General features: G+C 44.9%; 12 protein-coding genes. 6 read left to right on the plus strand and 6 right to left on the minus strand.

Going from position 1 to position 12,572, the window contains the following annotated elements:
* Positions 1 to 58 precede the first annotated feature (58 nt).
* From O3Q51_10485 to O3Q51_10505, 5 genes are read left to right on the plus strand one after another with little or no spacing between them, the layout of a single operon-like run.
* Complete coding sequence (locus tag O3Q51_10485; protein MCZ4409240.1) at positions 59 to 1,240, plus strand: N-acetylmuramoyl-L-alanine amidase; 1,182 nt, start codon at positions 59 to 61, stop codon at positions 1,238 to 1,240.
* 10 nt (positions 1,241 to 1,250) lie between these two features.
* Positions 1,251 to 2,294: an MlaD family protein gene (locus O3Q51_10490; GenBank protein MCZ4409241.1), complete on the plus strand. Its 1,044-nt coding sequence runs from the start codon at positions 1,251 to 1,253 to the stop codon at positions 2,292 to 2,294.
* Between the two features lie 8 nt (positions 2,295 to 2,302).
* The gene (locus O3Q51_10495; GenBank protein ID MCZ4409242.1) at positions 2,303 to 3,628 is read left to right on the plus strand and encodes a (Fe-S)-binding protein; all 1,326 of its coding nucleotides are present in this window, start codon (positions 2,303 to 2,305) and stop codon (positions 3,626 to 3,628) included.
* 9 nt (positions 3,629 to 3,637) lie between these two features.
* The gene (locus tag O3Q51_10500; protein ID MCZ4409243.1) at positions 3,638 to 4,432 is read left to right on the plus strand and encodes a (Fe-S)-binding protein; all 795 of its coding nucleotides are present in this window, start codon (positions 3,638 to 3,640) and stop codon (positions 4,430 to 4,432) included.
* The gene (locus tag O3Q51_10505) at positions 4,429 to 4,926 is read left to right on the plus strand and encodes an ABC transporter ATPase (GenBank protein ID MCZ4409244.1); all 498 of its coding nucleotides are present in this window, start codon (positions 4,429 to 4,431) and stop codon (positions 4,924 to 4,926) included. Before O3Q51_10500 ends, O3Q51_10505 begins: the two co-directional genes overlap by 4 nt.
* On the opposite strand, the gene O3Q51_10510 is transcribed toward O3Q51_10505, so the two are convergent.
* Positions 4,921 to 5,694, minus strand: coding sequence for a metallophosphoesterase (locus O3Q51_10510; GenBank protein MCZ4409245.1), 774 nt, complete (start codon positions 5,692 to 5,694; stop codon positions 4,921 to 4,923). The two genes, O3Q51_10505 and O3Q51_10510, sit on opposite strands and share 6 nt — an antisense overlap.
* A 4-nt stretch (positions 5,695 to 5,698) precedes the next feature.
* Complete coding sequence (locus O3Q51_10515; GenBank protein ID MCZ4409246.1) at positions 5,699 to 7,825, minus strand: prolyl oligopeptidase family serine peptidase; 2,127 nt, start codon at positions 7,823 to 7,825, stop codon at positions 5,699 to 5,701.
* 56 nt (positions 7,826 to 7,881) lie between these two features.
* Here O3Q51_10515 and O3Q51_10520 point away from each other — a divergent pair, with 56 nt between their 5' ends.
* Positions 7,882 to 8,325 carry a DUF3299 domain-containing protein gene (locus tag O3Q51_10520; GenBank protein MCZ4409247.1) on the plus strand — a complete coding sequence of 148 codons (444 nt, stop codon included), beginning with the start codon at positions 7,882 to 7,884 and terminating at the stop codon, positions 8,323 to 8,325.
* Here O3Q51_10520 and O3Q51_10525 read toward each other — a convergent pair.
* The 4 genes from O3Q51_10525 to O3Q51_10540 are packed head-to-tail and all read right to left on the minus strand — an operon-like array spanning position 8,322 to position 12,437.
* Positions 8,322 to 9,050: a hypothetical protein gene (locus O3Q51_10525; protein MCZ4409248.1), complete on the minus strand. Its 729-nt coding sequence runs from the start codon at positions 9,048 to 9,050 to the stop codon at positions 8,322 to 8,324. The genes O3Q51_10520 and O3Q51_10525 overlap by 4 nt on opposite strands.
* Before the next feature lie 31 nt (positions 9,051 to 9,081).
* Positions 9,082 to 9,687 carry a hypothetical protein gene (locus O3Q51_10530; protein MCZ4409249.1) on the minus strand — a complete coding sequence of 202 codons (606 nt, stop codon included), beginning with the start codon at positions 9,685 to 9,687 and terminating at the stop codon, positions 9,082 to 9,084.
* A gap of 11 nt (positions 9,688 to 9,698) precedes the next feature.
* Positions 9,699 to 12,047 (minus strand): TonB-dependent receptor, encoded by a 2,349-nt coding sequence (locus O3Q51_10535; GenBank protein ID MCZ4409250.1) that lies wholly within the window; start codon positions 12,045 to 12,047, stop codon positions 9,699 to 9,701.
* Positions 12,048 to 12,089: 42 nt separating this feature from the next.
* The gene (locus tag O3Q51_10540) at positions 12,090 to 12,437 is read right to left on the minus strand and encodes a hypothetical protein (protein ID MCZ4409251.1); all 348 of its coding nucleotides are present in this window, start codon (positions 12,435 to 12,437) and stop codon (positions 12,090 to 12,092) included.
* Positions 12,438 to 12,572: the final 135 nt, after the last annotated feature.

Raw genomic sequence — 12,572 nt, forward strand, 5'->3', positions numbered from 1 at the left:
TAATTTTATTTGTTGATGGTTTTCTAACTACCAAAACTACCGAATTGCTGCCGCAAAAATGGACGTAAAAAATCAATTATCACGCTGGTCGCCCAAGAAGCTTTTATTCTTGGTTGGAATTGCGCTCTCAGCGGGAACGCTCTTTTTAGCATCTACCATGCCAAAGTCTGTCGCTACACCTGCGGTAACAAGAGTTGTAATAGACGCAGGACACGGTGGAAAAGACCCTGGGAATTTAGGTACCGGCCGTTACAAGGTTACCGAAAAAACAATTGCGTTAAACGTCTCAAAGCTGGTAGGAAAATACATTGAAGAGGCCTTTCCTGATGTGGAAGTGTTGTATACGCGTGACGACGACACCTTCGTTCCACTTCATGAAAGAACAAAATTCGCCAATTCCAAAGGGGCGGATATTTTCATCTCAATTCACTGTGATGCCTTTACACGTGAGAGCGCAAAAGGATGCGGGTCTTATGTGATGGGGCCTGCAAAAACAGACGCGAACTTGAGAATGGCCCAAAAAGAAAATGCTGCTATTCTTTTGGAAGACGATCGAAAAGATAACTACGGCGATATCGATCCCAATTCACCCGAAGGGCTTATTGAATTAAGCCTACGACAAAACACCCATATACATCAGTCCTTACGTTTTGCTAAACATGTTCAGGATCAAATGAGAACGCGCGTAGGAAGAACTGATCGCGGAGTAAAACAAGCTCCGTTCTGGGTTATTTCGTTTACCACTATGCCCAGTGTTTTGGTTGAATTGGGTTTTTTGACAAATAAAGAGGAAGAGGATTTTTTGAATAGTGAAGAAGGTCAAACTTATACAGCCTCTGCAATCTACCGTGCTTTTAAAAAGTACAAAGTTGATTTGGAAGCTATTGAAGCAGCAGTAGGAGTAGAGTCTGAACAACCTGTGGCAGAAGCGGTAAACGAAACGCAGACCGCTACTCCTTTAGAAAAGGCGAAGGTGACTTTCAAAGTCCAATTATCCAGTTCATCCACACCAATGGAAATAACTGATAAGGCATTCAATGGACTTAAGAATGTCGAAATGTATCGAGACCAAGAATTGTACAAATACCTTTATGGGGCTGCATCTACCTACAACTCTGCCAAAGAGCTACAAAAAGATGTAAGGAAAACAGGTTATAAAGGGGCATTCATTGTCGCTTTTGATGAAAACGGTGAGCGAATGCCGTTGGATAAGGCCATAGAGCTGACCGGTAAACCCTAAATTTGCTCTTGTGAAAAGAAAAAAGGAAATAACCATAGGTCTTGTAGTAATTGTAGCAATAGGGCTTCTTGTTGTTGGGTTGAACTACCTGAAAGGAATAAATATTTTCAGCCAACCAACAGTTTACTATGGGGTCTATGAGCGCATTAACGGGCTAGAGGAGTCTAACCCGATTATGATTAATGGTTATAAAATTGGCCAAGTGCGCGACATAAAAATATTGAATGACGGATCAGGACGACTGCTCGTCACTATGATGGTGGATAAGGAGATTTCCATCCCCAAAGACACTAAAGCCTTGCTGAAAAGCGGCGATCTACTTGGATCGATGCAAGTTCACTTTTTACTGGGTGAAAGCCCAACCCCAGCCGTGTCAGGCGATACACTTTCACCGGAAGTAGAAGGAGATTTAGTTGATGAAGTGAACGCTCAACTGAAGCCAATCAAGATGAAAGCCGAAAGCCTCATCTCCTCGGTAGATTCAGTGATTCGTGTAATCGAAGTGATACTGAACGCCGAAAGTCAGCAGAATTTGATTGAAAGCTTCAAAGGAATAAACAACGCGATTGCCAGTTTGGAGAGAACTTCCTTTCGTGTAGATACTCTTGTAGCAGAGCAACGCATAAAGATCAATTCGATCTTCACCAACATCGATAACCTGTCTTCTACGCTGAGTGACAATACGGCAGAGCTGGACAATATCATCAAAAACTTTTCTCAAATCAGTGACACCTTAGCAAAAGCAGATATTGCTACAACTGTATTAAATGCAAATGCTGCTTTGGTAGAAGTTCAGAAGATCACAGAGAAGATTAACAGCGGAGAAGGAAGTCTTGGTATGCTGATCAACAATCCTGATTTGTACAAAAAACTGGAATCGGCTAGCAATAATCTTGACCTTCTGGTAGAAGATTTGAGAGTGAACCCGAACAGATACGTACAGTTTTCTGTTTTTGGTAGAAAGAACACAAAGAGCGTAGAACTTTCAAGGTCGGAATTAGAAGAATTGAAAGAATACGTCAATTCTGAGAATGGAGATTCTGACAGCGAATAAAACAGAACATGGGAATAGCTAATATTGTCTTTTTGGTGATCTTGATAGCCGCTGGTGGTGCATTTACATATCAAGTAAGTAAGATTCGTCGCAATATTTTACTCGGTCGAGATGTAGACCGCAGCAACAGAAAAGGAGAGCGCTGGGCCATGATGACCCGAGTGGCTCTGGGCCAATCTAAAATGGTAACGAGACCTTTAGCTGGCATCATGCACATTCTAATCTATGTCGGCTTTGTCATTATCAATATTGAGGTTCTCGAAATAGTCATCGATGGAGTTTTCGGCACTCACCGGATCTTTGCCTTTCTCGGAGGGTTTTATGATTTCCTCATTGGTAGCTTCGAAATCCTGGCATTCTTGGTTCTATTTGCTTGTGTGGTTTTCTTGATTCGAAGAAATGCAGGTACGATAAAACGCTTCAAGGCGAGAGAATTGACCAGTTGGCCAAAAAACGATGCCAACATCATTTTGGTAGTTGAAATTCTTTTGATGTTCGCCTTTTTAAGTATGAACGCTACGGACTATTTGCTTCAAGAAAGAGGAGCAGATCACTACATTGTAGCTGGCGCATATCCTGTTAGTAGCCTCTTAGCTCCTTTGTTTGATGGAATGTCGACAGAAGGACTAATCATGTATGAACGCGGAGCGTGGTGGTTTCACATCATCGGGATTCTGCTCTTCTTGAACTACCTACCTATCTCTAAGCACTTCCATATTATTTTGGCTTTCCCTAATGTGTTCTACGCCAGCCTTACGCCCGAGGGAAAGTTCACGAATATGGACAAGGTGACTGATGAAGTAAAGCTGATGATGGATCCAACGGCCGATCCCTATGCCACACCTCCACCTGCTGACCCCGATGCTGTCCCCGAAAAATTTGGTGCCAAAGACGTCCAAGACTTGCATTGGAAAAACCTGATGGACGCTTATTCCTGCACGGAGTGTGGGCGATGCACCAGTTCGTGCCCTGCAAATATGACGGGGAAACTACTTTCACCAAGAAAAATAATGATGGACACCCGCGACAGGCTGGAAGAAGTGGGACGAAACATCGACAAGCACGGAAAAGATTACGACGATGGAAAGTCGCTTCTGGGGGATTATATCCAAGAAGAAGAATTATGGGCATGCACGACTTGTAACGCTTGTGTTGACGCCTGTCCGGTGAATATTAATCCGCTCGAAATCATCGTAGACCTCAGAAGGTATTTGGTGATGGAAGAGTCTAAAAGTCCTACCGAACTCAACGGTATGTTTACCAATGTTGAGAACAATGGAGCGCCTTGGGCTTTCCCCCAAGCTGATCGACTAAAATGGGCTGAAGAATTATAGAAAAAGATTATGAGTGAAGCGATAAAAGTGCCAACCATGGCGGAGATGCTTGCCGCAAATGAAGTTCCCGAAGTTCTGTTTTGGGTCGGATGTGCGGGTAGCTTTGACGATAGAGCGAAGAAAATCACCAAAGCCATCGTGAAGATTTTGCACAAGGCAGAAGTCAAGTTTGCCGTGTTGGGAACAGAAGAAGGTTGCACGGGAGATCCGGCAAAAAGAGCCGGAAACGAGTTCTTGTATCAGATGCAAGCCATGATGAACATTCAAGTTTTGGATGGCTACGAGGTGAAGAAAATCGTGACGGGTTGCCCACATTGCTTCAATACCATGAAGAATGAATACCCCGACCTTGGTGGAAATTACGAAGTGGTTCACCACACGCAGTTTATCCAATCCCTGATCAACGATGGCAGGTTGAAAATCGAGGGTGGCGGAGCATTTAAGGGAAGAAAAATCACTTTTCACGACCCATGTTACCTCGGTAGAGGAAATGGAGAATACGAAGCGCCGAGACAATTGCTCGAAAAGCTTGATGCCGAATTGGTTGAGATGAAGCGCTGCAAGAGTAAAGGACTTTGTTGTGGTGCCGGAGGTGCCCAGATGTTCAAAGAAGCAGAGCCGGGAAACAAAGAAGTAAACATCGAAAGAACTGAAGAAGCTCTGGAAATAAAGCCCTCGGTAATTGCCACAGGTTGCCCATTTTGCAATACCATGATGACCGACGGTGTGAAGCACTTTGAAAAGGAAGATCAAACCGAAGTATTTGACGTTGCAGAACTCATCGCTCAAGCCGCCGACCTATGATAGCCATTGATTCATTGGAAATAAAAGAACTTCTTCCCACGTCATTGTCCGACTCAAGCCGTGTTTGGGTTTACCAAGCCGAATCAAACCTTTCAGAAAATGAAGTGGCCTTAGTTAAGCAAGCTTGTGAGCAATTTATACCAGCTTGGAAAGCGCATGGCACCAACCTTCAAGCCGACTACCGAATTCTATTCGATCGATTCATATGTCTGTTTGTAGACGAATCCGGACAAGACGCCACCGGATGCTCCATCGATAGTTCGGTTCACTTCATTCAGCAGTTGGAAAAATCGCTTGGAAAAAGCCTGATGCAGCGAACTCAAGTGATTTACTTCGATGAAAATGGAGAACTAAAAGAGATTGAGATGAATCAAATGAGCGGCAAAATCAACGAAGACACGCTCGTATTGAATAACCTCATCACCTCTTTGGGAGAGATGAGAAAAGGCTGGCTTGTTCCCGCTAAGGATAGCTGGCACGCGCGGATGTTATAAGTTAGCCGGGACAAAATCAATATTCCTTTTAGTCGTCAGCTTACTCGAATCTAAATCGAGGCAAACCAACTTTCCAAAGTCAAATACTCCCGCACGAATACAACCGTTGTCCAATTTTATTTCTGGTTTCTCATTCGCAAGAGCTTTTTCAATGACCGTTAAAGTGGTAGGAACATGTCCGTGAACCACCTTCTTGCCATTTAGCTTCTTTTTGTCATAGCGCATTGAGCGTATCCAAAGCATATCCTTCCAAGAGTCGAAGAGATCTCTCTCATCAATATTAAAACCTGCATGAACCAAGTAGTGATCCTCCAATTCGTAGAAGTAAGGGAGAGCGTTGAAAAACTTGTAAATGGACTTAGGCAGCACGCCATCCTTTAAAAGATGGGCCGAATACTGTCGATCTGCCAAGGCTTGAAGTTTGGTTTGATCTGTAATGGCAAATTTTAAAAAAAGCTGTTCATGATTTCCCCGTAAGGGAAAAACGGAATAGCCATCAACCAGTAGTTCGGCAATCTTCTCGATAACATAAATGGAATACGGAGCACGGTTGATCATGTCTCCCAAAATGAAAAGCTGATCATCTTTGGTCAGCTTTAGCTTTCGCAAAAGCTTAACAAACGTTTGAAAGCTTCCGTGAATGTCGGTCAAAACCAATCTCCGCCCCATACCTCTTTTCACAAAGAAGCTCCTACCCTCACCATCGAGAGATTCACCCAAATTCGATTTGAGTATTCCTGTCGCCTCTTTGATCAAACGTGGCTGCATGCTATTATAAGTGCAAATCGATGTAATTCAAAACCTTATTCATCAAATGTATGCGATCTTTTCCTCGCACATTGTGCGGATGACCCGGATACGTGAAAAAGTCAACTTGAACGCCGGCGTCAACAAATGACTTGAGCAGAGAATAAGAATGCTGTGGCACTACCACGTCGTCATCCAATCCGTGGATCAAAAGAAGATCTCCTTGAAGATTTTCAACGTAGTTATTCAATTTGGCCTTCTTGAATCCTTCAGGATTTTCATCAGGTGTATCCATGTAGCGCTCGGTGTACATGATCTCATAAAGACTCCAATCGGTAACGGGACCACCCGCTACCCCGACTCCGAAAACGCCCGGGTGACGAAGCATCAGCGATGTAGTCATAAACCCACCATAGCTCCAACCGTGAACGGCCATTTTGCTAGAATTGACGTAAGGCAATGTTTTCAGATAATCCACACCTGCCAATTGATCTTCCATCTCCACATCTCCCATGTTTCTGAAAGTTGCTTGCTCAAACTTCAGTCCTCGATGACCTGAACCACGATTGTCGACCGTGAAAATCACGTAACCACGATTTGCGGCGTGGAACATCCAGAGTGGTGCACCTGCAGTGCGGTTGTTCGTGATCATTTGGGCGTGAGGTCCGCCATAAACATAAACAATGACGGGGTACTTTTTGTCAGGATCAAAATCATAGGGTTTAATCAGCCGCCCTTGAAGCTTCGTACCATCAGAAGCCTGCAAAACGGGTAGTTCGATATCACCCATTTGATATTCCGTTAATGGGTCATCCGCCTCAACCAAGTTCAAGACTTTTTTGCCCTTAGCATTCATGATGTAAACATCATTTGCCACAGTCATCGATCGCTCCCGAACCAAGAACAACTTCGAGTCAGTATCAAAATTCACCGAAAATGAAGACTCATCACTGGTCAACTTCTTGAGCTTTCCAGTATTTAAATCAGCTACTCCGAGTGCCTCACTCATCAAGCCCTCAACTGTTTCCACTAAGATCCCACCATCTAATTGACCTTGATATTCGAGTACATCGAAATCGCCCGAGGTGACTTGTCTGACCAAGGAACCGTCGGCCTTGTATAGATAGAGATGATCAAACCCGTCGCGCTCGCTGAACCAAAGAAAACGGCCATCTTTCAAGAAAATCGGTCCTCGTTCTGGCTCCACATAAGCTTCGTCTTCTTCCGTAAAAAGAGTGTTTTCAAATGCTCCCGTGCTGGTGTTGTAAACGTTCAGCTGCATCTTATTCTGACCTCGATTGACGATAGCGAGGTAGGCTTTTTTGCCGTTCGGTGAAAAAGTGAAATTCGTGTAGTATTGATCCTTCGGCCCGGTAGTCTGCAAGTAATAAGTCGTATCCCGCTGAGCATCGTAGATTCCTACCCTGGCAGTATGACTGGATTGACCCGCCATAGGATACTTGATTGGGCGCGGCTCTCCCGGAATAGTGGAATAATCTGCCAGTGGATAATCCGTCACTTCAGATTCATCCATTTCGTAAAAGCCAAGCATCGCTCCACTTTCAGACCAGAATAGGCCGTTTACAATTCCAAATTCCGAACGGTGGATGGCAATTCCTGCTGATACTTCAGACTCTACGGTATGATTGGTCACTTGCCTTTCGGGCGAACCTGAAGACTTGTAAAAAACATTGGGGCCAACGGTGTAAGTAACGGAGCCTGATGAAGGATGAAATGTAATATTCTTCGCATTTTCGGGGTAAGTCAACACTTGTTGCAAATCAGACCCATCGGAATTCATGGAGTAGAAGATTCTTTTTCCCGAAAGGAAAATTTTTCCATCAGCTACCTCTTTAGCCCTTAATCTTCTTAGCGTATCGCTATTCGATTTTTTGAGCTCATCGTTAATCGCGCTAAGTACGTGAAGATGCAGTGTATCACCATCGAGGTTTCTGACGATTAGATCACGGTTTTCTCCAGAATGAATGAACTGTTGATTCGGCAACCAGTGAAAACCGGAAACTGTCTCAGGGGCGAGACTTTTGTTTGGTTCCATAATGGCCGTGGCCATATCAATTTCTTTCTTTTCGGTCTGTGCAAATGACTGCTGAACGAGAATAGCTAGCAATAAAATCAGGGATAGTTTTCGCATAGGATATTGTTGATGCGGACAAATATAACAGTTGTAAGATTCCGTATTTTTGCAGAATGGAAAAAGCGAAGTCACTTATATTTCTTCTCCTTTTGATGGGCTCTGCCGTCTTTGGTCAAAATGATGTCTTGATTACTTGGGACCAGCTGGCCGACGTTCGATTTGAAGAGACCTACGACGAAGGAACAGGGTCATTTTACGACAAGCCGGTCTTCGGTCCGATGATTCAATCGATGGAAGGTCGGGATGTAAAGATCACAGGGTACGTGATTCCAATGGATGTTAATCTCAATGTTTACGTAGTGAGTCGCTTTCCTTTTAGCTCTTGCTTCTTTTGCGGAAACGCAGGACCTGAGACGGTGGTAGACCTTCAGATGAGCGACAAATCAATCACTTTTAAAAACGACGACAGACGAACGTTTTGCGGACGCTTGTTGCTGAATACGGAAAGGTATTCCGAATTGCCTTACATCCTCGAAGATGTAAAGCTATGTCCTTAGTCTACTTCGATCGAATAGGTCTCTCGTCTCTGATGACCAATGAAATCCTGGGCTTTCAATTCCATCTCGACCGGAAACACCTCTAGACTTTCAAAAAAGACCGTATCGGGCGCAGAAGTTAAATCGAAAAGCGTGGTATCGGGCAAAGCGTAATTCAGACTGAGCAAAGTCAGGCCCAATTCATCTTTGAAAGTAATGCTAAAGGAATCAAGGGTATCAGGATCACTCACCATACCTGAAAACGTTAGTGTATCGCTTTCGCCAATGCGCAATACTTCGTCTGCTCCTAAAGAAGGATTTGTATCAAAATCGATGATCATCGGCTCCTCTCCCATTTGGCGAACCAAAAATTGGAGAGTCGAATCAACTGAGCCGTTGCCGCGCTCATCAGAAACCTGAATACTTATTTCATAAAGCCCTGCCAGAGCCGAATCAGGAACGGGGTATAGGAAGTTGGCAGTGAAGGTGGATCCTGAAAGATCTCTGACTTCAACGAATTCCCAGAAACCAAAAGATTTAGCAAAAGCTTCGCGAATTCTAGACCTCACTTGTCCCAGTTCTTCATTGTCTCTTCCCGAGACGCTGACTTGCAAAGTTTCTCCCGGAGAAAATGAATTATCGTTTAATACCAGTGATGTTATCACAGGATCTACCTCATCGTCTGAGACTGTTGTACAACCCACAAAAATTGCCAGAAAAAAGAAAAGGCCGGCTTTTCGAATCATGGGCGAAATGTACGAAAAGCCAGCCATTGAATTAATCGACGATCGTCAAATTGAAGGTGACATCAATATCAGTCTCACCGCCCGATCCGGCAAAATCATCAATAGCAATTCCCGTTGCATCCTTGTTCAATTCATGGCGCAAAACGATTCGAACGGTCCCATTATCTGCAGTTGGTTCATTCGTATTCCAAATCGTAGATAATCCCACAGGATTTCCATTTCCATCAACATCAAAAATATCGTAAGAAATGTCTATTGAGTTATCTGCAGATTCAGCGATATAGAAAAATTGATGAGCTTCATCTTCATCCATAATCTCTGTGGTGATATCCTCCACGTCATTTGGATCAGAAGCATCGAGTACCTCCACACTGACAGAGTACGAAGTGCTGTCATCTATGAAAATGTCATCAACTGCAGGAGGGTCACCTCCGGGGCCGTCAGGGTCACTAAACATAAAAGTCACCTGCGATTGGTCATCCGTATTCGTAAAAGTCAAAACCAAATCTGTGATAAGCTCTTCTTCATTCGTTGAGCCCGGTGGGGTATCATCATTGTCGTCGTCTTTTTCGCATGATGTGAATGAAAAAGCCATAACGGCGATAAGAGAGAATCTAAGGTATTTTGAAATATTCATTTGTTCTGTTTTTAAAAATTGTGTTTGATTCTAAGTGTAATGTTCAGTCCCTGTTCGTCCATGTAGTAGCGGAATCGGTTCATGTAATTTCGGTAAGTGGTGTTCAGCATATTTTCAACTCCCAATTGAAAAGACGTTTGTCCTAGCCTCAATCCCGCTCTTGCGCCAAGCAAAAAATAACCATCGGGGGCTGCGGCAAAATCAAAGCTCGAGGGCAGAGTCGAAGTCGATCCCGCTTCGAAAACTGATTCAAATGGAAAAACTTCTGGAGCGCGGTATTGCTCCATGGTGTAATTTCCCGAAAGGGCAATCCAAGGTTGCTTGATTTTATTCAAATCATCCCAGGTCTTTTTGAACTCTAGGGCAAATTGATGGGCAGGAATATTGATAAAGAAATCTCCCGTCCCCACATTCTGCGCCCAGACCAAGCTGGCTGTCACCAAATAAGCAAACCCTTTATTGAGCTGACCGTCCACCTGTATATCTGATCCCCAATACAGCGCATCCGTTTGCTCATAGTCAAACCGAGGAAAAGCCCCTCGAATCGTCAATTCGATGTCGTTTGGATTGAGGAAAATGTAATTCTCGATGTAGTTGGTGTAGGCTGTCGCCAATACGCGTGTCCGACCGAATACCCTTCGCCAAGTTGCACTCAACGAGTACGATCGTTCCTGCAAGAGTTCGCTATTCCCCTGCTCGATGGCACCTACTCCGTGGTGCAGGCCGCTGGCAAACAATTCATTTACCGCAGGCGCACGCCAAAAAGTAGCAGCCGAGAGCGTCAAGTCACCCGATTCGAGGTCTTTCTTTGCCGCCAAAGCCGCGCTTAATCCATCAAAACTCAGGTTGAGCGGATCGTCCTCACTTCCAATGGGATTGAAAATATCGGCATCGTAACGCTCGTAGCGAATGCCGTATTTCAATTTCCAAATTCCGAGATTCCGTTGCTCCAAGGCGAAGGCACCAAAACTGCTGTTTCGGTAGTTGGGCATGAAGTTTCTCCCCCTGAACGTATTTTCGCGGAAGAGACCCGTCACTCCGACACTTCTCGAAAGAGCGCCCACCTTGTTCCGCCAGACCAATTCACCGAGGTGAGTGGTCAATGCGTAATCCAATTGGGGACGCGCCAACTCTTCGGCAGAGGGATTGATTCCCACGTGCACATCGAACTCCTTGCGGGAGTTGAATTGACGCGAGTAAATGGCCTCGATCTTGTTTTCAGCGTCCAGCTCTACCTCCACGCGCCCTTTGAAGAGCTCGTGGCCGATATCCTGATACGGCCGATTGATGTCGTAAGAGAAGTCGGTGGTATCGGGATTGCTCCGAATACCCGTGATCACTTCGTAGAGATCGGTGAGATTTCCCAGGTGCGAGTAGCGATAAATCCCGATCCGCTGATTGAAATTGCTGTAGAAAACTTCCGCTTTCCACGCATCTCCTTTCCAGCCCAGAGCGTAGGAGTAATTTAATTCCTCTGCTCCCGTATTGACCAAAAAGACATCGGGGGTTTTCATATCGCCAAACTTCCTGCTCGAAATCTGCCCGCGAAAGTAAAGCGGAAACTTCTCCGAAACCCTTCCCATCAGCTCACCTCCCAGTGCTCCGCCTCTGCCGTTGGTCGCCCCCATTCCCGTGAGCGATCCCGAGAGGGAATCACTACCGAAGACATCGGCGGGCTCAACCAGAAGCAATCCTCCGATCGCATCGGGCGCGTAGCGCAGCGCATCTACACCTTCGATCACACTGACCTGTTGAGCCAGAAACGGATCGATTTCGGGAGCGTGCTCCGAGCCCCAGTACTGACCTTCCTGACGAACGCCCGCGTTGAGCACCAGCAAACGATTTCCTTGCAAACCACGAAAGACGGGCTTGGCAATGGTGTTTCCCGTTTCTTGCATGCGCATACCCGGAATAGCCAAAGCCTGCTCGGCCAATTGGAGGCCTGTGGTGCTTTCCAATTGCGCTTCTCGCACTCCGATTTTGGTGAGCACCAATTCCTTCTCTTCCTCTCCCACCACTACGAACTCGTGTAAAATTGACTCGTCGTGGTTGAGTGAGAAAACGAAAGTCGTATCTCCCGAAAGTCGAATGACCTTCTTTTGCGGAGCACAGCCAATGTGAGTGACTCTTAAGGTATAGTCACCCACACAAATCCCTTTTAGAGAAAAGAATCCCGCCGAATCGGCATAGGCACCTTGACTCGACTCTTGAAGAATGACGGAGGCAAAACTGAGTCCTTCTCCTGACTCGGCATCTACCACTTGGCCATCGATCTGAATGGTACAATTATCCTGAGCATTGACAGCGTCAACACCCAAAAGACTCATAAGGATTGAAACAATCCAAATGAAGGGTTTCATAAAATGAAAAATTAGAAGTTGAATGAAATTGCTGTCTTGGGATTAGGCAACAGGCGGAGCTCGAGGGCTCGAAACTTCCAGAGGATCAAAGCAAACAACATTTTCATATTGGTAAAAATGAGCTTTGGGCAATGCTTTTACAAAGCCTTGTGATTTTACCTGAGGTAAAAAATTAGTGCTTGTTTGGATGAGCACACAAAGCTCACATTGGTGTTCGTGAGAACAGATTGAATCTTGACTTGAATCCGCTTCGTGGTGATGACCATCACAGGTTTCATGTTGCTCCTCCTCATGGTGACTTTCGTGCAATAAGGTATGCAAGCCGGCCTCGGAAAGAAGCAGCCCCATAAGCAAGGCAAAAGCTAAAGCGATATTTTTACGAAAATTCAAGAGTGCAAAGATAAGTATTGCGGATTACTGCTTTACTACCAATTGGGAAGAAACAACCCTCATCTGCGCAAATAATATTTGAGGTATTCTAGAAAAACCAGGTTTTAGCCACCGCAAGGAAGTATAGTATCATTC

This window comes from Cryomorphaceae bacterium 1068 (genome assembly GCA_027214385.1).
Lineage (GTDB): Bacteria > Bacteroidota > Bacteroidia > Flavobacteriales_D > Cryomorphaceae > JAKVAV01.